20 protein-coding genes and 1 pseudogene are annotated in these 24,474 nt (G+C 57.2%); 12 read left to right on the top strand and 9 right to left on the bottom strand.

All coding sequences use genetic code 11. The features are described 5' to 3' along the window. Window positions 1-1,473, bottom strand: a 1,473-nt coding sequence (locus tag NYE85_RS07705; RefSeq protein ID WP_259004147.1) for a glycoside hydrolase family 18 protein, incomplete at its 3' end; no start/stop codon positions are given. 565 nt (window positions 1,474-2,038) lie between these two features. Between NYE85_RS07705 and NYE85_RS07700 the strand changes: the two are divergent. Further along, window positions 2,039-2,353, top strand: a pseudogene (locus tag NYE85_RS07700) (AbgT family transporter); the annotation flags it as partial. 86 nt (window positions 2,354-2,439) lie between these two features. Here NYE85_RS07700 and exbD read toward each other — a convergent pair. Together exbD and exbB are read right to left on the bottom strand one after the other, a co-directional pair. After that, the gene (exbD, locus tag NYE85_RS07695) at window positions 2,440-2,862 is read right to left on the bottom strand and encodes a TonB system transport protein ExbD (protein WP_004958384.1); all 423 of its coding nucleotides are present in this window, start codon (window positions 2,860-2,862) and stop codon (window positions 2,440-2,442) included. Between the two features lie 3 nt (window positions 2,863-2,865). Then, complete coding sequence (exbB, locus tag NYE85_RS07690; RefSeq protein ID WP_259004143.1) at window positions 2,866-3,840, bottom strand: tol-pal system-associated acyl-CoA thioesterase; 975 nt, start codon at window positions 3,838-3,840, stop codon at window positions 2,866-2,868. Window positions 3,841-4,293: 453 nt separating this feature from the next. On the opposite strand from exbB, the gene NYE85_RS07685 reads away from it, so the two are divergent. The 5 genes from NYE85_RS07685 (at window position 4,294) to NYE85_RS07665 (ending at window position 9,333) form a co-directional block, all read left to right on the top strand. Further along, window positions 4,294-5,271 (top strand): TRAP transporter substrate-binding protein, encoded by a 978-nt coding sequence (locus NYE85_RS07685; RefSeq protein WP_259004141.1) that lies wholly within the window; start codon window positions 4,294-4,296, stop codon window positions 5,269-5,271. A 54-nt stretch (window positions 5,272-5,325) separates the two neighbouring features. Further along, window positions 5,326-5,832 (top strand): TRAP transporter small permease, encoded by a 507-nt coding sequence (locus NYE85_RS07680; RefSeq protein ID WP_259004138.1) that lies wholly within the window; start codon window positions 5,326-5,328, stop codon window positions 5,830-5,832. A gap of 12 nt (window positions 5,833-5,844) precedes the next feature. Continuing rightward, window positions 5,845-7,134 carry a TRAP transporter large permease gene (locus tag NYE85_RS07675; protein WP_259004136.1) on the top strand — a complete coding sequence of 430 codons (1,290 nt, stop codon included), beginning with the start codon at window positions 5,845-5,847 and terminating at the stop codon, window positions 7,132-7,134. A 94-nt stretch (window positions 7,135-7,228) separates the two neighbouring features. Continuing rightward, window positions 7,229-8,419 carry a cystathionine beta-lyase gene (gene metC, locus NYE85_RS07670; RefSeq protein ID WP_259004134.1) on the top strand — a complete coding sequence of 397 codons (1,191 nt, stop codon included), beginning with the start codon at window positions 7,229-7,231 and terminating at the stop codon, window positions 8,417-8,419. 254 nt (window positions 8,420-8,673) lie between these two features. Further along, complete coding sequence (locus NYE85_RS07665) at window positions 8,674-9,333, top strand: DedA family protein (RefSeq protein WP_259004132.1); 660 nt, start codon at window positions 8,674-8,676, stop codon at window positions 9,331-9,333. 17 nt (window positions 9,334-9,350) lie between these two features. On the opposite strand, the gene NYE85_RS07660 is transcribed toward NYE85_RS07665, so the two are convergent. Next, complete coding sequence (locus NYE85_RS07660) at window positions 9,351-10,271, bottom strand: LysR family transcriptional regulator (RefSeq protein WP_259004130.1); 921 nt, start codon at window positions 10,269-10,271, stop codon at window positions 9,351-9,353. A gap of 103 nt (window positions 10,272-10,374) precedes the next feature. Between NYE85_RS07660 and NYE85_RS07655 the strand changes: the two genes are divergently transcribed. Then, a complete protein-coding gene (locus NYE85_RS07655) occupies window positions 10,375-11,400 on the top strand; it encodes an NAD(P)-dependent alcohol dehydrogenase (protein ID WP_259004128.1) in 1,026 nt (341 codons plus the stop codon). On the opposite strand, the gene NYE85_RS07650 is transcribed toward NYE85_RS07655, so the two are convergent. After that, window positions 11,387-12,304, bottom strand: coding sequence for an AraC family transcriptional regulator (locus tag NYE85_RS07650; RefSeq protein WP_309600857.1), 918 nt, complete (start codon window positions 12,302-12,304; stop codon window positions 11,387-11,389). The two genes, NYE85_RS07655 and NYE85_RS07650, sit on opposite strands and share 14 nt — an antisense overlap. Window positions 12,305-12,516: 212 nt before the next feature. Between NYE85_RS07650 and NYE85_RS07645 the strand changes: the two genes are divergently transcribed. The 4 genes from NYE85_RS07645 to NYE85_RS07630 all read left to right on the top strand — a co-directional run bounded on the left by NYE85_RS07645 (window position 12,517) and on the right by NYE85_RS07630 (window position 16,076). Beyond that, entirely contained in the window at window positions 12,517-13,257 is a 741-nt protein-coding gene (locus tag NYE85_RS07645) for an NADPH-dependent oxidoreductase (protein ID WP_259004126.1), read from the top strand. Between the two features lie 3 nt (window positions 13,258-13,260). Continuing rightward, entirely contained in the window at window positions 13,261-14,424 is a 1,164-nt protein-coding gene (gene yqhD / locus NYE85_RS07640) for an alcohol dehydrogenase (RefSeq protein WP_259004124.1), read from the top strand. A gap of 83 nt (window positions 14,425-14,507) precedes the next feature. Next, window positions 14,508-15,329, top strand: a complete 822-nt coding sequence (gene dkgA / locus NYE85_RS07635; RefSeq protein ID WP_259004122.1) for a 2,5-didehydrogluconate reductase DkgA — start codon at window positions 14,508-14,510, stop codon at window positions 15,327-15,329. 144 nt (window positions 15,330-15,473) lie between these two features. Beyond that, a complete protein-coding gene (locus NYE85_RS07630) occupies window positions 15,474-16,076 on the top strand; it encodes a transglycosylase SLT domain-containing protein (RefSeq protein WP_259004120.1) in 603 nt (200 codons plus the stop codon). A gap of 80 nt (window positions 16,077-16,156) precedes the next feature. Here NYE85_RS07630 and NYE85_RS07625 read toward each other — a convergent pair whose 3' ends face one another. Next, window positions 16,157-18,322 (bottom strand): YgiQ family radical SAM protein, encoded by a 2,166-nt coding sequence (locus NYE85_RS07625; RefSeq protein WP_259004118.1) that lies wholly within the window; start codon window positions 18,320-18,322, stop codon window positions 16,157-16,159. A 140-nt stretch (window positions 18,323-18,462) separates the two neighbouring features. Here NYE85_RS07625 and NYE85_RS07620 point away from each other — a divergent pair, with 140 nt between their 5' ends. Beyond that, a complete protein-coding gene (locus tag NYE85_RS07620) occupies window positions 18,463-19,335 on the top strand; it encodes a PfkB family carbohydrate kinase (RefSeq protein ID WP_259004116.1) in 873 nt (290 codons plus the stop codon). Between the two features lie 120 nt (window positions 19,336-19,455). Here NYE85_RS07620 and ftsP read toward each other — a convergent pair whose 3' ends face one another. From ftsP to parC, 3 genes are all read right to left on the bottom strand, one after another. After that, window positions 19,456-20,871 carry a cell division protein FtsP gene (ftsP, locus tag NYE85_RS07615; protein WP_259004114.1) on the bottom strand — a complete coding sequence of 472 codons (1,416 nt, stop codon included), beginning with the start codon at window positions 20,869-20,871 and terminating at the stop codon, window positions 19,456-19,458. A gap of 135 nt (window positions 20,872-21,006) precedes the next feature. Beyond that, a complete protein-coding gene (locus NYE85_RS07610) occupies window positions 21,007-21,741 on the bottom strand; it encodes a 1-acylglycerol-3-phosphate O-acyltransferase (RefSeq protein ID WP_259004113.1) in 735 nt (244 codons plus the stop codon). A gap of 251 nt (window positions 21,742-21,992) precedes the next feature. Then, a complete protein-coding gene (parC, locus tag NYE85_RS07605) occupies window positions 21,993-24,266 on the bottom strand; it encodes a DNA topoisomerase IV subunit A (protein WP_259004111.1) in 2,274 nt (757 codons plus the stop codon). Window positions 24,267-24,474 lie beyond the last annotated feature (208 nt).

Raw genomic sequence — 24,474 nt, 5'->3', positions numbered from 1 at the left:
TTCCGGGGTTTCCGGGGTTTCCGGGGTTTCCGGGGTTTCCGGGGTTTCCGGGGTTTCCGGGGTTTCCGGGGTTTCCGTTTTATGCTTGATGGTAAAATCAAACGGGGCGGAATCCAGTTCCCCATCATTTACTGTCAGGCGAAAACCAAGGTCCACATCTTTATCAGTACTATTGAGAGTAAAGCTCACCTGTGATTGATTCGTTCCCAACAAAGTAACGTGAGGGCCAGAAATTTGTTCCCATTTAAAGGTTAAAGGCGCGCCTTCAGGGTCGACCGAATCTGCTCCGTTTAAAATCACGTTCGCCGCACCGATAACCTCCTGAGGGTATTTTACTACTGCGCTTGGTTTCTTATTAATAATTTCGCCATTTGCATTCTCTGCCGCATGATGCATGGCGTTGATATACTCAACCTGATCACTGAAACTTAGCTGTTGGGTCGTATGGCCGAGTGTCCATACAAAGAACCCGCCATAATTATTTTTTGCCTGCCATGCGGCGCGCTCAATATTCTTCTCGCGATCCTCCACATAACGTCCATCCGGCCCCCACTGGCTATTAATCGTGTTCCCCAGCAGGATTTTTGAAGCGTCGCCTACCGCTCTGGCGTAGTTAGCCATCGCCACATCGTATTTGAAATTCTTACCGGCGTCATAGGTCATTACGTTGAAGAAATCGAAAGTATCTTTGCCTTTCTTCAACAACGGTAAAACTTCACCATGATGGGATGAACGTTTATCTTCAACAAAGGAACAATCTTTTGTCACGCTAGGATCCATGCAAGATTCGGGATCGGCCCCAACGTGATAAGTGGTCAAACTCAAAAGTTTATTGCTCTTTGGGCCAAGTAACTGACGTACACGCTGCGCCAGTTCTAACAGATTATCATTCTCTGCTGGCGTAAGACGGGCCACTTTTTCATAGTCAAAGTCAATACCATCAAGATAAACAGTACCAGCCCTTTGATAATGACTCATGTCGCAGGTTTTCCCGTCCCAGCTATAAGAAAGACATTCCCCTTCCATTTCCTGTGGTTTTAAATTTTTCTTGTAGACAGGGAATCCGGTTTTTAGAAGTTTAACCAAACCTTGTGCAATTTTTTCCCGGCTCTCCGCATTATCAAGGTGGGACCACATACTTTCATAGGTCTCTCCACCAAAAGCCACCATCATTTTTTTCTCTGGGTGGGTGAGTTTAGTTTGCGTCCAGGCAATATATGTCGGTATCTGATACCAGGCATTATATTCTGGCTTATCGATAATCTTATCCGATGAGAAAATATTGCCGTCTTTATCCCAACCACCAAATGACAGCAGGAATGTATCCACTTTTGACTTTTCAAGTTGCGCGACAGCATCATCAAACTGTCCCCACGAAGTCAAATAACTCAATGTACGATTAGTTTCAGCTGAAAATGCTGACTGAGATAAAATGGCAGAACTTACAAATAAAGCTAATGATAGTTTTTTCAATTTAACACCTGATTTCAAATTAATTCACATAGAGAAGCTACCCTCAAATTAATATATCAGAGAATTATCAGAGAACTTTCTATATTTGATCTAGAAATATGAATTCAATGTCAAGATTAATGTCATCACTCACGGGAAATATAGATAAAACGCTATCCAGCCCTTCATTTTAACCCGGGTCTTTCAGATATATATGCCCGGAATTTCAGCTAAGAATTTAATTATCAGCCTACTTTCATGAAAACATAATTGCAATAGGAACCGAGAAAGTATAATTTTTAAAGGTGGCTTAGATAACAACTCATACTATTCCACTCCATTATCCTTACATATTGCCGCCTGTCGCTGGGCGGCTTTTTTTAAAATTAAATATGATGCCTCAAAGAGAAAACAGCCTCACCTTTAGCCCTGTATTGACTTCTGACCCAGTCCCCAGAACTCGCAAGTAAAATAGCGCGACGGGTTGGCTCGATGCCCCCCTGGCATCTGTGCCCTCTCCGTGGAGCGACAATTTCAGCGGCTGTGCCGACGAAAAAGGCGAGCCAAATGCCCCCTCATCGGCGTCAGCGGCTCGGCGATTTGGTCAATTCTGGCACCGACCTTCGCGCCGATGATTATGCTGTTCGGCTTCCACCGGGTGTTCGCCGAGATAATTTTCCGCATCGCCGACTCCTCCGTACTGCCACTGACACCGATGTCACCGTTCCTGCCACTGTTCCTCGGCTTCCTACAGCGCTACCGCAAGAATGCGCAGCTCGGCACCCACTATGTTCTGATCCTGCCTTACCCGCAGGTGTTCTTCTGCATGTGGATTTTGCTACTGGTGTGGTATGCGCTCGACCTGCCGATCGGGCCAGGCGACTATCCGAAGATAGGTTAATGCTCCGCTTTACCCCCTGCGCGGCGCACCCGTAATAAAAAGGGCCGGACAGTTGCCTGTCCGACCCTGATTGAAAACCGGCGAAGTTACTTCGCGCCACCTTCCATGCCGACCAGCCCTACCTTCAGATAACCGGCATTGCGCAGCGTATCCATCACGCTCATCAAGGTGGCGTAATCCACGCTTTTATCCGCCTGGAAGAAGATGGTGGTTTCCTTGTTGGCCTGGGTACGTTGATCGAGCACCGTGGTCAACTGCTCTGCGGTGACCGGCTGCTCGCCGACGTAAAGTTGCTTGTCCGCCTTCACCGACAGGAACACCGGTTTTTCCGGCCGCGGCTGCGGCTTGGCGGTCGACGCCGGTAGATCGACGCGAATATCTACCGTTGCCAGCGGCGCTGCCACCATAAAGATGATCAACAGCACCAGCATGACGTCGATAAACGGCGTCACGTTGATTTCATGCAGTTCGCCGCTGTCGTCTACATCATCGTTTAAGCGCATCGCCATAACTCACCCCACCCGCAGCTGATGTGCGTGTTGCGAACGCTTGGCTTCTGCCGTGGCCGCCAGATCCAGATCGCGGCTCAGCAACAGCAGCACCTGCGCCGCAACGTCACCCACCTGCGCGCGATGACCGCCGATCACCCGGGCGAAAATGTTGTAAATCACCACCGCCGGAATGGCGGCAACCAGGCCCAGAGCGGTCGCCAGCAGCGCTTCCGCGATGCCCGGCGCGACTACGGCCAGGTTGGTGGTTTGCGAATGGGCAATGCCGATAAAGCTGTTCATGATGCCCCATACGGTGCCGAACAGGCCAACAAACGGTGAAATGGCGCCAATGGTCGCCAGGAAGCCGTTACCCTTGCCCAATTGACGGCCATACGCCGCCACCCTGCGCTCAAAACGGAAGCCGGCGCGCTCTTTGATGCCGTTGTTGTCGTTGGATTCAGCCGACAGTTCCAGTTCGTTCTGCGCATCGTTCAGCAGCGTGGCGCTGATACTGTCGTCCTGGAAACTCTGTGCCATTTCCGTTGCCTCGTCCAACGAACGCGCTTCAGACAGCGCCTGATGCTCGCGACGCAGACGGCGTTTGGCGCGCGTCAGTTCGCTGCCTTTGGCAAACAGAATGGTCCAGGTGATGATCGACGCCAACACCAGGCCGATCATCACCGTCTTCACTACCACGTCCGCATGTTGATACATGCCCCAGACGGAAAGGTCCATGCCACGCGTTTCCGGCGGTTGCACGGTCGGCGCCGGGTTGACCGGCGTCACGTTATCCGGCGCTGCCGCTGGCGCAGGGGCCGCTGCCGTGGAGACGCTGTCGGCAACGGCAGGATGAGCCGCCGGCGCTGCCTGTGCGCTGCCAGCCAAACTGGCCACCAGCAACATCGACGCTACCACACCGCGCCCGAACGCGGCGCCCCAATATCCCCGGCCTGCGCCGCGGGATGCTTGATTCATAGTCTTGCCAGCCGTTTTCACGCTGCGCCTCCAACCATTACCGATCAAAATTAAACAAGAATTCAGCGTGCGATCATATCAAACCAATCGCGGATTGATAGTAGTTATCATTATTATTTACTCAATAACGCACCCACGGAACAAAAAAGCCGTAACCCGCGCCAGCTGCAGCGGTAAGCCGACCCACCGTTTAACATTCGTACGAAGTAAACCCAACAATTCAGTCACCCCTGGCGCGTTTTTTTTAACCACATCACGAAAAGCCGCAAAGGCATAAAACGCACAGTGACGGCGATCAAGGATTTTTAAAACAGCTTTTCACTTATGTAGCAAATATGTTTCAAGTGTGTTTATCTTTTGTCATGGAAAGGCGATGCACCGGCTCACTCTGCCCCCCACCGCGATCGCTTTGACATCGGGATGATTAAAAAACAAACGGTTATTGTCACCGCTCAACACTCGGGAGATTATCAGATGAAATTGCCTCATGCCTTATCAGGCTTGTGCCTTGCCCTGAGCGCACTGTTGTGCAGCCAGAGCGCGCTGGCACAGCAAATCAAAGCCGCCGATGTTCATCCGGAAGGTTACCCCAACGTTGTCGCCGTGCAGCATATGGGCGAGAAACTGAAGGCGGCAACCGACGGGCGTCTGGAGATGAAAACCTTTCCCGGCGGCATGTTGGGCGACGAAAAGCAGATGATAGAACAGGCGCAAATCGGCGCCATAGACCTGATCCGCGTCTCGATGGCACCGGTTGCAGCGATCCTGCCGGAAATCAATGTGTTTACCTTACCGTATATTTTCCGCGATGAAGATCATCTGCACAAGGTGCTCGATGGCAACATCGGCAAAGAGATCGGCGACAAGATCACCAACGACCCCGCTTCGCGCCTGGTGTTCCTTGGCTGGATGGATTCTGGTACCCGTAACCTGATCACCAAGCAACCGGTGGTGAAACCGGAAGATCTGAAAGGCATGAAAATCCGCGTGCAGGGCAGCCCGATTGCGCTGGCAACCCTGAAGGCGATGGGTGCCAACGCCGTCAGCATGGGCGTCAGCGAAGTGTTCAGCGGTATGCAGACCGGAGTAATCGACGGTGCGGAAAACAACCCGCCGACCTTTATTGCCCACAACTATATGCCGGTGGCGAAAAACTACACCCTCAGCGGCCATTTCATCATTCCCGAGCTGTTCCTCTATTCAAAAACCAAATGGGACAAACTGACGCCAGATGACCAGAAGCTGATCCTCAAACTGGCCAAGGAAGCGCAGGACGAGCAGCGTACCCTGTGGGCTGCGTATAACCAGCAAGCGCTGGAGAAAATGAAGGCCGGCGGCGTACAGTTCCATGACATCGACCGCGACTATTACTACAAGGCCACGCAGTCGGTGCGCGATCAATACGGCAAGGCGCACCAGGATCTGATCGACCGCATCAACGCGGTGCAATAATCCAATTACGGGCGCGGTTAACCGCGCCTTTATCTATTCCGGCGGAGGTATCTCATGGCGCACGCTTATCACCAGGCAATGGATATGCTGTACCGCATTTCAATGTGGATCGCCGGCATCGCCCTGTTGGTGATGGTGACGGTGATCCCAATCGGCATCTTCAGCCGCTACGTACTGAACGAAGGCGCCGCCTGGCCAGAACCGATCGCCATTCTGTGCATGGTGACCTTTACCTTTGTCGGCGCGGCGGTCAGTTACCGCGCCGGATCGCATATCGCCGTCAATATGCTGATCGACCGTCTGTCACCGGCGTTACAAAGCCTGTGCGCCCGACTGGCGGATCTGCTGATGGTGGTGATTTGCCTGTTCATCCTCTATTACGGCTACGCGCTGTGCAGTCAGTTATGGCTACAGCCGGTCGCCGAGTTTCCGCTGCTGACCGCCGGCCAGGCCTATTTGCCGCTGCCGGTTGGTTCAGCCGTTACCTTGCTGTTCGTGATTGAACGGCTGCTATTTGGCTCGCAGCACCACCGCCCGGTGGTACTGATCGGCAATACCTGACGGAGCTCGCCCGTGGACGCATTTATTCTGCTTTGTTCCCTCGCCGTGCTGTTGGCGGTCGGGGTGCCGGTGGCCTACGCCGTCGGCTTGAGCGCCATCGCCGGCGCGTTATGGATCGATCTGCCGCTGGAGGCATTGATGATCCAGATGACCAATGGCGTGAACAAGTTTTCGCTGCTGGCTATCCCGTTCTTTATTCTTGCCGGTGCCATCATGGCAGAAGGCGGCATCGCGCGGCGGCTGGTGAGCTTCGCCTATATTTTTGTCGGCTTCGTGCGCGGTGGTCTGTCGCTGGTGAACATTGTCGCTTCTACCTTTTTTGGCGCCATTTCCGGCTCGTCGGTCGCGGATACCGCGTCGATCGGCTCGGTGATGGTGCCAGAAATGGAGAAAAAGGGTTATCCACGCGACTATGCCGCCTCAGTTACCGCCAGCGGTTCGGTACAGGCCATTTTGATCCCGCCCAGCCATAACGCAGTGATTTATTCGCTGGCGGCAGGCGGCACGGTATCGATCGCCGCGCTGTTTGTCGCCGGCATTCTGCCGGGACTGTTGCTGTGCGTATCGCTGATGGTGATGTGCATCGGCTTTGCCCATAAGCGCGGCTACCCGAAAGGCGAGGTGATCCCATTTCGCGAGGCGCTGAAAATCTGCCTCGACACGCTCTGGGGCCTGATGACGGTGGTGATCATCATGGGTGGCATCATGTCCGGCGTGTTCACCGCTACCGAATCCGCCGCCATTGCCTGTCTGTGGTCGTTCTTTGTCACCATGTTCATCTACCGCGATTACAAATGGTCGGAGCTGCCCAACCTGATGTATCGCACCATCAAAACCGTCACCATCGTGATGATTCTGATCGGCTTCGCCGCCTGCTTTGGTGCGGTGATGACCTATATGCAGCTGCCGATGCGCATTACCGAGTTCTTTACCGCCATCTCGCAGAACAAGTACGTGATCCTGATGTGCATCAACGTGATGCTGCTGGTGCTCGGCACGCTGATGGACATGGCGCCACTGATTCTGATCCTCACGCCAGTGCTGCTGCCGGTGACCAACTCGCTGGGTATCGATCCGGTGCACTTTGGCATGATCATGATGGTCAACCTGGGCATCGGCCTGATCACGCCGCCGGTAGGGTCGGTATTGTTCGTTGCCAGCGCGGTGAGCAAGCAAAAGATAGAAGCGGTGGTGAAAGCCATGATGCCGTTCTACTGCGTGCTGTTTACGGTGCTGTTGTTGATCACCTATATCCCCGCCATTTCGCTGTGGTTGCCGCATCTGTTTGGCGTGATGGGGTGAGCAAGATATAGATGTAAAAACGTCTGGATGGCTAAGCGACGTCATGCTAACGTAAGGGACATTCTGCCAGTGAACAGCAATAAGGTAAGCCCGCATGACGTCCAAACATCTTGAAACCGCGTTGATCGGCGTTGGCCGCAGCAAACGCTATACCCAGGGAGCGGTTAACCCGGTCACGCAGCGTGCGTCTTCACTGGTGTTCGATACCGTGGCGGCAAAACGGCAGGCCACCGCCCAGCGGGCGCACGGCGAACTGTTTTATGGCCGTCGCGGCACCCTGACCCACTTTGCGCTACAGGACGCAATGACCGAACTGGAAGGCGGCGCGGGTTGCGTGCTCTACCCGTGTGGTGCTGCGGCGGTATCCAATGCCATTCTGTCTTTCGTCAGCGCCGGCGACCACCTGCTGGTGACCGGCTCGGTGTATGAACCGACGCAGGATTTCTGCACCCATATCCTCGGCCGCATGAACGTCGCCACCGACTACTTCGATCCGCTGATCGGTGCCGGCATTGCCGAGCTGATCCAGCCCAATACCAAAGTGGTATTTCTGGAGTCTCCCGGCTCCATCACCATGGAAGTGCAGGATATTCCCGCCATGGTCAAGGCCATTCGCGCCGTCAACCCGGAGATTGTCATCATGATCGACAACACCTGGGCTGCGGGGGTACTGTTCAAGGCGCTGGAGTTCGACATCGATATCTCCATTCAGGCTGGCACCAAATACATCATCGGTCATTCCGACTACATGCTCGGCACCGCCGTCGCCAACGCCCGCTGTTGGGAGCAGCTGCGCGAGTATTCCTATCTGATGGGTCAGATGGTCGACGCCGATACCGCCTATATGGCCAGCCGTGGCTTGCGCACCCTGGGGGTTCGCTTAAAGCAGCACCAACAAAATAGCATTGCGGTGGCGCAATGGCTGGCCGAACGCCCGGAGGTGGCGGTGGTGAATCACCCGGCGCTGCCAGGCTGCAAGGGACATGCGTTTTATCAACGTGATTTCAGCGGCTGTAACGGCCTGTTTTCCTTTGTGTTGAAGCAACGGCTAAGCGAACAGCAGCTGGCTGATTATCTCGACAATTTCCGCCATTTCACCATGGCCTATTCCTGGGGCGGCTTTGAATCGCTGATCCTGGCCAATCAACCTGAAGAACTGGACGCCATTCGGCCGGTAGGCGGCGTTGATTTTGTCGGTACGCTGGTACGGGTGCATATCGGTCTGGAAAACGTACAGGATCTGATCGACGATCTGGCCGCCGGTTTCGCGCGCATCGCCAGTTGATCGTTGGCCGCCGGTATGATGAATCGCTAAAATCGCCTTTTGGCACACATTTCTACCTCTGGTTTAATGTGCTGCGAAACCATTAGGGGTACACTATAGCCACCTTACGTAAAGCTGTTGGCGTGTTGGCCGCCTTACTTACCGCCCGGCGGAGTAAGCCCCTCCGGTCGCTCGGCTGCCGCCTTCCTGCATTTCCGTTGATTCTGGGCATATCGCTATTCGCTTGACCCCGCACCGGCGCAACAGGACATAGAATGGATGTATTGAGAGAGATTGTTCACGCGCTTTGGCAACAGGATTTTACCGCCCTGGCCGATCCTGGCGTGATCTGGGTGGTTTACGCCGTGCTTTTCACCACCCTGTTTTTGGAAAATGGTTTGCTCCCCGCGTCTTTCCTGCCCGGCGATAGCCTGCTGCTGCTGGCGGGCGCTCTGATTGCCAAGGGCGTCATGGCCTTCGTGCCGACCCTGCTACTGCTGACGCTGGCTGCCAGCCTCGGCTGCTGGTTCAGCTATTTGCAAGGCCGCTGGCTCGGCCATACCGGCCTGGTGAAAAGCTGGTTGCTGCAATTGCCTGTGCAGTATCACCAACGAGCCCATATGCTGTTTAATCGCCATGGCCTGATGGCGCTGCTTATCGGCCGCTTTCTGGCGTTTGTTCGTACTCTGCTCCCCACCATCGCCGGCATATCCGGCCTCAGCAACGGCCGTTTCCAGTTCTTCAACTGGCTGAGTGCGGTGATTTGGGTCGGCGCCGTGGTTAGCCTTGGCTATGCGTTTAGCCAAATCCCGCTGGTGAAACGCTACGAAGATCAGGTGATGGCCGGGTTGATGATCCTGCCGATCGTGCTGCTGGTGATTGGCCTGCTCGGCGCGATGCTTGTGATCTGGCGCAAAAGACGCAGCGCTACCTGAACACGGATAACAGCGCCTTACAGCTGCGCCTCAATCAACGCCATGCTGGCGGGCAGTTTGTTCGCCAGCGCATCCACGGCCAGACGAACCTTTAACGGCAGATGCGGCGTGTGCGGCCACAGGGCATGCGCGTTGAACTCGGCGCCCGGATACTGCTTCAATACCCGCACCAGTTCACCACTGAGCAATTGCTCGCGTACCAGCCAGCACGGTAACCAGCCGATGCCAAAGCCTGCCATTGTCGCATCCGCCAGCGCTTGCAGATCGTCCATCACCAGCCGCGCCCGGGGCACAATCAGCCGGCTTTCACCCGCTTGCAGCGGCACTTCCCAGTTACGTATCGTGCCGGAGCGCAGATAGGCCACCGCATCGTGCTGCGCCAGCGCGTCCAGCGTGGTCGGCTCGCCACAACGCGCCAGATAGGCCGGCGAGGCGCAAAACGCCATGTGGTGATTGCCCAGACGGCGAGCCACCAGCCGTGTGCTGTCCGGCAGCGTGCCGTTGCGCACCACCAGATCAAATCCATCCTCGATCATGTCCACCGGACGGTCGTTAAACGACAGCTCCAGTTCCAGCCGTGGATGTTCGCGGGCCAGTTCAGTCAGGATTGGCGCAATGCACAGGCGGCCAAACAGCACCGGCATCGACACTCTCAGCCGCCCGCTCACCTGCCGTTTGCCGCTTTCCAGCAGCGTTTCCGCCGCGCGGATCTCCTCCAGCGCTCGCAGGCAACGTTCATAGAACAATGCACCGTCATCGGTCAGGCTTTGGCTACGGGTGGTGCGATGAAACAGTCGCACACCCAGCCGCTGCTCCAGCCGGGCGATGGTTTTACCCACCGCTGAACGTGACAGATGCAGCCGGCTGGCCGCCAGCGCGAAATTTCCAGCCTCCACGGCGGTGACAAACACCGAGATGCCATTCAAGCGATCGCTCATGATTTGTAGCCAAAAAGGAAACAATTAAAGGAAATACTATCGCCACTAGCGAAATAGAATCAACGATAAGATTGCCCAGTCGTTTAATCACTGAGAGAAAACCATGGCGAATACCATGCAACGCTGGACCATGAACGCCGTCGGGCGAGAGAATCTGCAACTGGGCCACGGCGATATTCCGCAGCCAGGACCACATCAGGTGCGAGTCAGGGTAAAGGCCATCGCGCTGAATTACCGCGACAAAATGGTAATTGAAGGACAGATGCCGGTGACCATGCCGCTGCCGTTCACTCCGGGGTCGGATATGGCCGGCGAGATTGACGCCGTGGGTGCCGAAGCCAGCCGCTTTCGCCTCGGCGAGCGGGTCATTTCGAACTTTGCCCCCGGCTGGATTGACGGCCAACCGCGCGGCAATGCCCGAACCCCACCCTATAACACCTTGGGCGGGTTTTATCAGGGCGTACTGGCGGAATATATCGTAGTAGATGAAGACTGGCTCAGTGCCGCACCGCACACGCTGGACGATGCCCAGGCCAGTACGCTACCGGTGGCCGGGCTTACCGCCTGGTTTGCGCTGATCGAACGCGGCCAGTTGCACGCCGGGCAAACGGTACTGGTGCAAGGCACCGGCGGCGTGGCGCTGTTCGCGCTGCAAATCGCCAAGACTCATGGCGCACAGGTTTACCTGACCTCCAGCAGTGAGCAGAAGTTGAGCCAGGCCAAAGCGCTGGGCGCCGATTACGGCATCAACCGCCTGCAGGGCGACTGGGTGGAGACGCTGTATCAGATGACGCAGGATCGCGGCGTCGATCACGTCATCGATACCGTCGGCGGCAGCAACCTGGCCAACTCTCTGCGCGCAGTGGCGGTACATGGCCGCATTTCGGTCATCGGCGCACTGGAAGGGTTCGAGTTGGCCGGCTCGGCCGGCTTGCTGTTGCTGAAATCGCCGACGGTGCAGGGCATCGGCGTCGGTCACCGCCGCGCTCTGGAAGATTTGGTGCGCGCGGTGGATACCAGTGGCCTGCAACCGGTTATCGAACAGCGCTACCGCTTCGATCGTTTGCCTGAGGCGCTGGATCACCTCGATCGCGGCGCCTTCGGCAAAATCGTGCTTACCCTTCCATAAACGCGGCGCCGGTGCCACGCAGCCGGGCGAGCTCATCGCTCGGCGTTACACCGAAGAAGCGTTTGAATTCGCGGCTGAATTGCGAAGCGCTTTCATAACCAACGCGTATCGCGGCGGTACTTGCCTTGAGCCCGTCATGCACCATCAACAGCCGCGCCTTGTGCAAGCGGTATGATTTGACGTACTGCAACGGCGAGGTGTTAGTTACTGCTTTGAAATTATGATGAAACGCCGACACGCTCATGTTGACTTCGCTGGCCAGCGCCTCAACGTTCAGGTTTTCCGCATACTGGTTTTCAATCCGCCGCAACGCTCTGGCGATCTGGCTGAAGTGGGTATGTCGGCTAACCAGTTCCTGCAACGACGCGCCACAGCTGCCACGCAGCACGTAATACAGGATTTCGCGCACGATCTGCGGCCCCAGCACCCGCGCATCCAGAGGGCGTTCCATCACGTCCAGCAAACGCTCGGTGGCGCACAGCATCTCGTCGCTCAACTGCGCGCAGTTGACGCCGTTGCTGTCGGCATGCGGCTTCATCAGATAATCATCGTCGCCGATGTCGATCAGCAGATCCTGCAGCATCTGGGTATCAATATTGACGGCCATCCCCACCAGCGGCTGTTGCGGGCTGGCAAAGGTTTCGCATTCAAACGGCAGCGGCACCGTCATCAACAGATAGTTACGCGGATCGTACTGGAACACCTTGCTGCCGCAATAACCAACCTTGTGACCTTGAAAGATGATCACGATGCCCGGTTCATACATCACCGGCTGACGTGGGCTGTGTTGGTCGACATACAGAATCTTTACTCGCGGCACCGGCGAGGGAGTATAGCCATTGCCGTTGGCAAAACGCGCGGCCTGTCGCGCCATACGGCTACGCAGTTCATTAATTTCGGACACGGAAACACCCTCTTACATCCAGAACAATCCGGCATAAATAATAATATAAACCTATCCATTTCTATAGCCTTTCGTAGGAATAGGCAAGAACCAAACAGAAATGTGCATTGTGATGTTGCCCCGGGTTACTGACAATACGCTCCATGACTTTGACGCCCGCCACCACCGTTTGGGGTTTTAGGCAAGGCGTCACCAACCCGCGCAGGAGTGCCATGAACCCGACACTAGAATTGCTGACGTCGCATCGCAGCGAACGCAGCTATCTCGATACGCCGATCGCCGATGAGGTGCTCGACAGCATTATCGCCGCCGCGCATCTGGCGCCAACCTCGGTGAACTCACAACAGGTTTCACTGATCGTTACACGCAACGCCGAACAGCGGGCGCGCATTGCCGAGATGGCCGGTGGCCAGGCGTGGATCGCCAGGGCACCGGTGTTCATCACCGTGGTGCTGGATATGCACAAAACCCGTCTCGGCATGGCGATAAGCGGCAAACAGCAGCTGGCGCATCAAAGCGTTGAGAGCCTGATTTCCGGTAGCACCGACGTCGGCATCGCCCTCGGCGCGCTGATGACCGCCGCACGTTCGCACGGCCTGGGTATTGTGCCGATCGGCGGCATCCGCCGCGATCCGCAGGCGATGATCGATTTTCTGCAGTTGCCGGAGCTGACGTTTCCGGTCGCCGGCGTGGCCATCGGCTACGTCGACCAGCCGGCAGTGCAGAAACCCCGCCTGCCGCTGGCCAGCTTCCGTCACGAAGAGCGCTATCAACGCGAGGCGCTGCCGGACGCCATCAAGGCCTATAACCAGACGCTGGTACAGCACTGGCAGCAGATCGGCCGCAGCGACGGCGATGACTGGGGCAACAATACCGCCAGTTATTACCAACATATTTATTTCCCGAAGGTGCTTTCCGCCATTCGGCAACAAGGCTTCAAACTGGACAAATAACCTATGCAAAACTTTATTCTTCATACCCCGACTAAAATTCTGTTCGGTAAAGATCAAATTGCCGAACTGGGCCAGCAGATCCCGGCCGATGCGCGCATCCTGATCACTTACGGTGGCGGCAGCGTGAAGAAAAACGGCGTGCTGGATCAGGTCTATGCCGCACTGGCCGGCCGCAACGTGCAGGAATTTTCCGGCATTGAACCCAACCCGACCTACGAAACGCTGATGAAAGCGGTAGAGATCGTGCGCGCAGAAAACATCGATTTCCTGCTGGCGGTCGGCGGCGGTTCGGTGGTTGACGGCACCAAGTTCATTGCCGCTGCGGCCGACTACAGCGCCGACCGCGACCCGTGGCACATTCTGCAAACCGTCGGCAGCGAAATCACCCAGGCGGTGCCAATGGGCTGCGTGCTCACTCTGCCGGCTACCGGTTCCGAGTCCAACAGCGGCGCGGTGATCACCCGTAAAAGCAGCGGCGACAAGCAACACTTCTTCTCGCCGCTGGTACAACCGCTGTTCGCGGTGCTCGATCCGGTGGTGACCTACTCGCTGCCAGCGCGCCAGATCGCCAACGGCGTGGTTGACGCCTTCGTACATACCATTGAGCAGTACCTGACCTATCCGGTGGATGCCAAAGTCCAGGACCGTTTTGCCGAAGGTCTGCTGCTGACGCTGCTGGAAGACGGTCCACGTGCGCTGGCCGAGCCAGAAAACTACGCGGTGCGCGCCAACGTGATGTGGAGCGCCACCATGGCATTGAACGGCCTGATTGGCGCCGGCGTGCCGCAGGATTGGGCCACCCATATGCTGGGTCATGAACTGACCGCCATGCATGGCCTCGACCATGCGCAAACGCTGGCAATCGTGTTGCCCGCACTATTGGTGGAAAAGAAAGCGCAAAAACGCGAAAAACTGCTGCAATACGCCGAGCGCGTCTGGGGCCTGCGCGACGGTTCTGAAGAACAGCGTATCGATGCGGCAATCGCCGCCACCCGCGAATTCTTCGAAAAAATGGGCGTGCCGACCCGCATGGCGGACTATCAGCTTGACGGCAGCAGCATCCCGGCGTTGCTCGACAAGCTGCAACAGCACGGCATGACCGCCCTGGGTGAACATCAGGACATCACGCTGGCGGTCAGCGAGCGCATTTACCAGGCCGCACGTTAATCACAACCTGGCGATTTCCTGCTAGGCTTTAATTCCCGGCTCTTGACGATCGGAGCCGGCAATCAGGTCAAAAGGAGAAACGCATGACAACGCAACCCATCATCAAACTCCACGATGGCAATCTGATGCCGCAGTTGGGTCTCGGCGTTTGGCAGGCGAGCATTGAAGAGACGACCAACGCCGTGGCTGAAGCCCTGCAAGTGGGTTATCGCTCCATTGATACCGCTGCAATCTATAAAAACGAGGAGGGCGTCGGCGATGCGCTGCAGTCAGCCTCGGTAGCCCGCAGTGACCTGTTCATCACCACCAAACTGTGGAACGACGATCAGGGCAATCCGCAGGCGGCACTGGAAACCAGCCTGAAAAAGCTGCAATTGGACTACGTCGATCTGTATCTGATCCACTGGCCACGGCCATCACAGGATCAATACGTCGATGCCTGGCGCGAACTGATCGCACTGCGTGATCAGGGGCTGGCGAAGAGCATAGGCGTGTGCAATTTCCACGTTCCGTATCTGCAACGCCTGCAGGACGAAACCGGCGTTATGCCGGTGATTAACCAAATCGAACTGCACCCGTTGCTGCAACAGCGCCAGTTGCACGCCTGGAATGCCACCCATAAAATCGCCACTGAAGCCTGGAGCCCGCTGGCTCAGGGCGGCAAAGGCGTATTTGACCAGCCGGTGATTAAAAAGCTGGCGGAAAAATACCAGAAGACCCCGGCGCAGATTGTCATACGCTGGCATCTGGACTGCGGTTTGATCGTCATTCCGAAATCCGTTACGCCAAGACGCATTCGCGAGAACTTCGAGGTGTTTGATTTTAAACTGGATAAAGACGAATTGAGCCAAATCGCCAAGCTGGACACCGGCCATCGCCTGGGGCCTGACCCGGAAACGCTATAGCTGCCGGCCCCGCCCCTCCTCCAGCCGGAAGCGGGCGGGATTGTGCCTTTTAGCGCAAGATATTTGCCTCTGCTGACGTTATGATGACGCGATACTGCTGCGGTTTCCCGCACTGGGCGAACATTCATTACAGCACGGAGCACCATGAACTTCTCTATCTCCTCCCGTTCACGTCTGGGCGTTACCCTGGCCATGTTGATACTGGCCGGCTGTTCCAGCAAACAGCAACGCGTCAGTTACGATCGCCACGCCTTTGACGATGCCATCGAAGATGCCGCTGACGATTATGACGTTGACGCCAAACTGATTACCGCGATGATCCAGGTGGAATCGGGTTTTAACCCGCAAGCCGTCAGCCGCTCCAATGCGATTGGACTGATGCAGCTCAAAGCCTCTACCGCCGGTTGCGACGCCTATCGTTTCAAAGGCAAAAGTGGCTGTCCGGACGACGACGACCTGCTGGATCCTGATACCAATATCGATCTGGGCGCGGCCTACCTGGCATCGCTGCAACGTCAGCTCAAGGGGATCGATGACCCGGTAACGCTGCGCTACGCCACCGAGGTAGCCTACGCCAACGGCGCAGGGGCGCTGCTGCGCACCTTTTCCAGCAACCGCAAACAGGCGGTACGCATGATCAACTCTCTGTCGCCGGAAGCCTTCCGCTGGCATGTAGGCCAGCATCACCCGTCGGCGCAGGCGCCACGCTACCTGAACAAGGTAGAAGCGGCGTATAGCCAACTGTAACCCCGATAAACACAGCGGGCACGGTGATTAACCGCGCCCGCTGAAGAGAGGTATGCCAATGTTGCGCCAAGGCGTGACGATTACGGCTTGCCGTTGCGGATCGGCTTGCGCGGCGGTCTGTTGGTCGGCGTACGCTGGCGCTGGATATCCGTGTGCTTGGTCAGTGCCGGGCGGGTGTGGCGTTGCAGGCGTTTGGCCTCGCGTTGCTCATCAATGCTCGGTGCCGGTACCAGGCATTCACGGCGGCTGCCGATCAGGTGCTTCATGCCCATCTCTTCCAGCGCGCCGCGAATCAGCGCCCAGTTGGCCGGGTCGTGATAACGCAGCAGTGCCTTATGCAGGCGGCGCTGACGATCGCCGCGCGGGATAAATACGTCTTCGGTTTTGTAACCCACTTTGCTCAGCGGGTTTTTGCCGCTGTAGTACATGGTGGTGGAGTTGGCCATCGGCGACGGATAGAAGTTCTGCACCTGATCGAGACGGAAGCGGTTCTTCTTCAGCCACAGCGCCAGATTGACCATATCCTCGTCGCGTGTCCCCGGGTGCGAGGAGATAAAGTACGGGATCAGGTACTGTTCTTTGCCAGCCTGCTTCGAATACTGATCGAACAGTTGCTTGAAGCGATCGTAACTGCCCATCCCTGGCTTCATCATCTTCGACAGCGGCCCTGTTTCGGTGTGTTCCGGCGCAATCTTCAGATAGCCGCCAACGTGGTGGGTGGCCAGTTCCTTGATATAGCGCGGATCTTCCACCGCCAGATCGTAACGCACACCGGAGGCAATCAGGATCTTCTTCACCCCCTCCAGCTCGCGCGCGCGGCGGTATAGCTTGATGGTCGGTTCGTGGTTGGTATCCATGTAGGTGCAGATTTCCGGATACACGCACGAGGCGCGACGGCAGGTCTGCTCGGCACGCGGGTTGGTACAGCGCAGCATGTACATGTTGGCGGTTGGACCGCCGAGATCGGAAATCACTCCGGTAAAGCCCGGCACCTTGTCGCGAATCTCTTCAATTTCACGAATGATCGAATCTTCGGAACGGCTCTGGATGATGCGCCCTTCGTGTTCGGTGATTGAACAGAACGAACAGCCGCCGTAGCAGCCGCGCATGATGTTGACCGAGAAACGGATCATGTCATAGGCCGGAATACGCGCTTCGCCATAGGATGGGTGCGGCACGCGTTGATAAGGCAGCGCGAAGACGCTGTCCATTTCCGGGGTGGTCAGCGGGATCGCCGGCGGGTTGAGCCATACGTAGCGATCGCCGTGTTTTTGCATCAGCGCACGGGCACAACCCGGGTTGGTTTCATGGTGCAAAATGCGCGAGGTATGGGCGTACAGCACTTTGTCTGCCTTCACCTTTTCAAACGATGGCAGCAGTACGTAGGTTTTTTCCCACGGCTTTGGCTTGGCGGCACGCACGGTGACCGGTTTGGCTTCCGGTTCTGGCTTGGTACCGTCGGCGCACGGCAGGTCTTCGCCATACGGGTTCGGGATCGGTTCAATGCGACCCGGCTTGTCCAGACGGGTGGAATCCACGCCGCTCCAGCCCGGCAAGGGGCCTTTGCGCATCACCGCGGTATTGCGGATGTCATGGATATCGGCGATTTTCTCGCCGGCGGCCAGACGGTGCGCCACTTCCACCAGCGGGCGCTCGCCGTTGCCGTAGATCAGCATATCGGCCTTGGAATCCACCAGGATTGAACGGCGCACGGTATCGGACCAATAGTCGTAATGGGAGATGCGGCGCAGGCTGGCTTCGATGCCACCGAGCACGATCGGCACGTCTTTATAGGCTTCCTTGCAGCGCTGGGTATATACCAGCGTTGCACGATCGGGACGTTTGCCGCCTACGTTACCCGGAGTATAGGCATCGTCGTGGCGCAGCTTGCGATCGGCGGTATAGCGGTTGATCATCGAATCCATATTGCCGGCGGTGATGCCGAAAAACAGGTTCGGTTTGCCCAAACGCATGAAATCGTCTTTGTTGCTCCAGTCCGGCTGGGCGATGATGCCCACGCGAAACCCCTGCGCTTCCAGCATGCGGCCGATAATTGCCATACCGAAACTGGGATGGTCGACATAGGCATCACCGCTGATAATAATCACATCACAGCTGTCCCAGCCCAATTGGTCCATCTCTTCACGCGACATCGGTAAAAACGGCGCAGTGCCATAACATTCGGCCCAATAAGGCTTATAGGAAAACAGTTCGCGATCCGGTTGGATCAAGCTGGTGGTGCTCATTCGAGTGCTCTTTTGCAGGTTAATTAATCGCCGGGCGGCGATTATACGCACTCCCCGCCAAAAGAGCATGGTTATTTCCAACAAAGTATTTTAGTGTGCTCGCCGACATAGAGACGTCGCTGAAGCAGCGGGAGAAGTAAATGACTGAATTTTATCCGCTATCGCCGGTACTGGTGCTGGGCGGTGCAATGGGAGAGGCGGAACTGAGGTTGCCACATCTGCCGCGCTGCGCCCAACAACAGACCGCCACGGCACAACAACGGCAGATTGGCGGCAGCGCCTTTCGGGTCGCAGGTCTATTGCGCCAGCTCGATGTGCCGGTAATTAATGGCATGCCGGTCGGTAACGGCCCGTGGGCCGCGGCCATTGAAGCGGCAATGAACGCACTCAACTTACCGGTGCTGCTGCACCACGGACAAATGGACAACGGCTGGCGTCTGACCCTGTCGGGGGAAAACGGTGAACACAGCGTCATTACCGTCGCCGGTTGCGAAACGCAGTGGAACAAGGCTCAGCTGGCCACGCTGCCACTGACGCAGGAAACGCTGGTTTACCTGAATGGCGATCGGCTGACGGGCGAGTCGGGCGAGGTGCTGCGCGAGTGGCTGACCCGCCTGCCGTACGATCAATGGCGGTTGCTGGTACCCGGGCCACAGCTTGCGCAGCTCGGCGAAGATTTTTTTGCCATGCTCAGCGACAGCCACACCCTGCTGTCACTAAACCGCCAGGAAACCGCGCTGCTGTGCGGCGAAGGCAACGCGGTTGAGGCCGCACAGCGCTATGCAGCAGCGCACAACATCAGCCTGATTTGCCGATTGGCCGGGGACGGCGTCTGGATCTGTAGCGGGAAAAACGCGCCGCAGCAATGCGCACTGGACACGGCCAGCGGGGCCGAGACGCTCGACAACGTCGACGCCCACTGTGCCGGTCTGCTGGCCGGCCTTTCCGCCGGTTGGCCGCTGTCGCAGGCGGTGGAACTGGCCAACCGCGTGGCCGCCGGCGTGCTGCCATAACCACCATCGCTCAACGCCCTGCCCGGCTTTGCAGACGGGCCTGCGGCTAGCGGTTATGCCACACGCCGGATGCAACAATAAGCCGCGATACAGCAGCCCTGCACCAACCTTGCCGAGCGACTAGAGCGACGGCTGCACCACAAACTGGCCGGCGCTACCGCGATCGGCCATTTCCAGCGTCTGGCTGTGATAAAGGAACGGGAAATGTTCCGATGACGGCTGGGTGAAATAGACCAGCAGTTCTACCTCGCCGTCGACCCAGACGGTATCTTTCCAACCGCGATCTTCGGCCATTGGCTGAGCGCCGTTAACCCGCTTCACCAGGAACTGCACGCCTTCGATATGGAACGCCTGCGGCGAGTCGGCATGCACGGTCCAGCGCTCCCAACTGCCCTGCTGGGTTTGCACGTCGACGCGGTTCATATCCCAGATGGCGCCATTGATACCCGCCACGCTGTCACCCAGCCGGAATTCGCGCGACCGGCTGACGCTGCCGTCCAGCAACTGATCCGCCAGCAGGCGCATCGGCAGGTTGTCGGTGACCAACGGCAGCAGGCCGGTGGGTTTTAGCGTCAGCACCTGGGTCGATACCAACAGGCTGGAAGGCTCGAACAGACCGCGGAGACGATCCATGATGCCCGCCGCTTCGCCGGCATTGATCGTGACCTCGTCGCCTTTCGACATGTCAATCAGCACTTCGCGTCGTTCGCCCGGAGCCAGGGAAAGCTGCTGCACCGCCACCGGCGCCGGCAGGAAGCCCTGATCGCTGGCTATCACGTTCAGCGGGCGGCCATCGCTCAATTGCAGCACATAGCGGCGTGAGTTGGAGGCATTGAGCAACCGCAGTCGCACCCAGCCGCGTGACACTTCCACATACGGGTTCTGCACGCCGTTAACCAGCAGGGTATCGCCAACGAAGCCTCCCTGCGACGGCGGGTTGTATTCCGGCGTGCCGAAATTGTCCAGGCGCTTGTCTTGAACGATCACCGGGAAGTCATCTACGCCGTAATGGTTCGGCAACGGCAATGTCTTGCTAATGTCGTCTTCGATCAGCCACAGACCGGCCAGGCCGTTATAGACGTGCGGAGCCATGCGATTCGGCGTATTGGCGTGATACCAGCAGGTCGCTGCCGCCTGACGAATCGGCAGCACCGGCGACCAGTCGACCCCGGGCGACATCATGCGCGCCGCACCGCCCATCAGGGTTCCGGGAACCTGCAGACCGCTGACGGTCATCGACACCGGTTCCGTCAGCCGGTTGCTGTAAATCAGTTTGACGTCATCACCGCTATAGACACGCACCGTCGGTCCCAGGTACATGCCGTTGACGCCCCACACCGCGGCTTTGTTGTTCGCCATAAATGCCCAGTGGGCACGTTGCAGGGTTAAGAACAGCGGTTGGCCACGACGCGACTCCAACAGCGGGGGAATCGGTAACGGGGTCTGCGCTCCGCTCGCCTCAGCCCTCAGCGGCACCGCTCCCGCGCACAGCGCCAAGCCCGATGCCTGAATAAACTGACGTCGACTGAGTGACATATTTTCTCCATGAAAACAAAAACTAAACCGTGTGCAAAAACCGGGCCCGACCATGCGCTTAAGCGTAGCAGGTAACCCGGCGTTAACGGCGGAGGTTGCCGTTTAAAAAAATATCATTTGCTGCCGTTGGCAATATTATTTTCCGGCCGCTTCGCGCTGGGCGACTTCTTCATCCAGCTGCGCGATTTTCACCTGCATCAGCTCGCGGCAATGGGTCGCCAACTCACGCACGTTTTCTTTACCGTATTTCGAGGTATCGATCGGTTCCAGCATCTCGACAATCACGTGACCGTTGTTCCAACGGTTCAGATTGATTTTATTACTGGTATTGGATACGCAGATCGGCACAACCGGCACGCCGGCGGTAATCGCCGCATGAAATGCCCCGGTTTTAAACGGCATCAGACCACGGCCGCGGCTGCGGGTGCCTTCCGGGAACATCCAGATGGAGATATTACGTTTGCCTATCTGTTCAACTACCTGCGAAATGGTGCCATGCGCCTTGGCACGGTTATCCCGATCTATCAGCAGATTACCGGTCAGCCAATACAGTGGGCCAAAAAACGGGATCCACGCCAGGCTTTTTTTACCGACGGTAACGGTTCGCGGCTGCACGGCATTGGACGCGGTGACCATATCGTAATTGTTTTGATGGTTGGCAATGTAAATGCAGTTGCCGTAGTCGTCCGCCCCGGCGGGCCGACGCACTTCGACCTTCAGGCCAAATACCGTCGACAGACGGCCAAACAGATGGCCAAACGTCGCCACATGACGAGGGTTACGCGGACTGAACAGACAGTAAATCGAACCGAAGATGCACACCAGAATACAGAATACAGTGACGAAAACGGCACGCAAAATTAATAACATAACAACCTCATTAGCACACTGCTGACGCGCATTCCTTTCGCAAAACAGCGACCCGTCATGCTTCAGGCTGCATTGATGTTGCCACCGGGATACAGCGCGAACCCTGTCAGGTATCTCACTATTTTTTTGCTATTTTCCTGCCAGCAGACAATCCGCACAATAAATTTATGCGGGGAAATGTTAACTATTTGAAAACAACCATCGCCGACATGAAGTAAACCGGCGCAACATCGCCATGCTGCGCCCGGTGCTTATTCTTCGCTATCGCCGGTTGACGCCCGCTGCGGCAGATCCAGCTCAACGCGATCGATGCGCTGGAGTCCCCGTGGCAACAGCGTCCCCTTGCGGCCACGTTCGGCACGGAATTTCTGCAAATCTTCCGGCCGCAGCGTCAGTTTCCGCTTGCCGACGTGCAGCGTCAGCGAGGTTTGCGGCGGCAGCACGAACAGCCAGGACAGCACGTCCTCACCGGACGCGGCCTGCGCCGACGGGATCGAGACGATTTTGTTGCCCTTGCCCTTCGACAGCTGCGGCAAGTCCGCTACCGGGAACATCAGCATACGGCCGGCCTTGGTGATCGACAGCAGCATGTCGTCGTCGCCGTGAATCTCCATCGGCGGCAGCGCCTTGGCATTTTCCGGCAAGGTAATCATCACTTTGCCAGCACGGTTGCGCGCCACCAGATCGTTGAAGGTGCACACGAAGCCGTAACCGGCATCGGACGCCATCAGCAGTTTCTGGTCGTCGGCGGCCATGATCACCTGTTCGATGGTGGCACCCGGCGGCGGGGTCAGCTTGCCGGTCAGCGGTTCGCCCTGCCCACGTGCAGACGGCAGCGTCAACGGATCGAGCGCGTAACTGCGCCCGGTAGAATCGATAAACACCACCGGCTGGTTGGTCTTGCCGCGCGCGGCGGCGCGGAACGTATCGCCGGCCTTGTAACTCAGGCCGCTCGGATCGATATCATGGCCTTTGGCACTGCGTACCCAGCCCATTTCCGACAGTACGATAGTCACCGGCTCGGACGGCACAAAATCATGCTCGCTCATTGCCTTGGCTTCGGCGCGTTCAGTCAACGGCGAACGACGATCGTCGCCATAAGCCAGGGAGTCCGCCTGAATTTCTTTCTTGATCAGGGTGTTCAGCTTGCGTTCGGACGCCAGCAGCGCCTGCAACTGGTCACGTTCCTTGGCCAGTTCGTCCTGTTCACCGCGGATCTTCATCTCTTCGAGCTTCGCCAGGTGGCGCAATTTCAGCTCGAGGATCGCTTCCGCCTGGGTTTCACTGATGCCAAAGCGCTGCATCAGCACCGGCTTCGGCTCGTCCTCGCTGCGGATGATGTGGATCACTTCATCGATATTGAGGAACGCAATCAGCAAACCTTCCAGAATGTGCAGGCGTTTGAGCACTTTTTCCAGACGGTAGTTGAGGCGGCGACGCACGGTGTCGCGGCGGAACGCCAGCCACTCGGTAATGATTTCCACCAGCCCTTTCACCGACGGGCGGTTATCCAGGCCGATCATGTTCATGTTGACGCGATAGCTGCGCTCCAGATCGGTGGTGGCAAACAGGTGGTTCATCACCTGCTCGAGATCCACCCGGTTAGAGCGCGGCACAATAACCAGCCGGGTCGGGTTTTCATGATCCGACTCATCGCGCAGATCTTCGACCATCGGCAGCTTCTTGGCACGCATCTGGCTGGCAATCTGCTCCAGCACTTTGGCGCCAGAGACCTGGTGCGGCAAGGCGGTGATCACCGCGCTGCCGTCTTCTTTTTTCCAGACCGCGCGCATGCGTACCGAACCGCGGCCATTCTGGTAGATTTTGCGAATTTCGTCGCGTGGCGTAATGATTTCCGCTTCGGTTGGAAAATCAGGCCCCTGCACGAACTCCAGTAGCTCATCAAGCGACGCGCCCGGCTTGTCGATCAGCGCGACGGCGGCGGCGGCAACTTCCCGCACGTTGTGCGGCGGAATATCGGTGGCCATACCGACGGCGATGCCGGTGGTTCCGTTCAGCAGGATGTTCGGCAGGCGTGCCGGCAGCATTTTGGGCTCTTGCAGGGTGCCGTCAAAGTTCGGCACCCAGTCCACCGTGCCTTGCCCCAGTTCGGCCAACAGCACTTCGGCATACTTCGACAGGCGCGACTCGGTATAACGCATCGCGGCGAACGACTTCGGATCGTCCGGTGCCCCCCAGTTGCCCTGGCCGTCCACCAGCGGGTAACGGTAGGAGAATGGCTGCGCCATCAGTACCATCGCTTCATAACAGGCGCTGTCGCCGTGCGGGTGGTATTTACCCAGTACGTCACCCACGGTACGGGCGGACTTCTTGAACTTGGCGCTGTTGTTCAACCCCAGTTCGGACATGGCGTAAATGATGCGGCGCTGTACCGGCTTGAGGCCGTCGCCAATATACGGTAGCGCCCGATCCATGATGACGTACATGGAATAGTTCAGATAGGCGTTTTCAGTGAATGTGTGCAGCGGTAAACGCTCAACACCGTCATGAGTCAGATCACTCATTACTCAATTATCCTCAGACCGTGGCTTGGCAATCCTGATTCGGGGGCAAAGGACTGTCGTTCACAAAAGCAGTGCCCGTGATTGCTTGTCGATTCTTGCTGGCGATAGTACCTTATCTGGCCGTATTCTGTCACAGCATTGTCGGTGACACCGCCAGGGTTAGCGGTTGTTATCCGTTCGATTATTGCTAAATCAGCAAAAGTAATGT

The organism is Serratia sp. AKBS12 (assembly GCF_024793895.1).
Classification (GTDB): Bacteria; Pseudomonadota; Gammaproteobacteria; order Enterobacterales; family Enterobacteriaceae; genus Serratia_F.
Note: the sequence above shows the minus strand (reverse complement) of the source record. Positions and strands in the feature narration are given on the sequence as shown.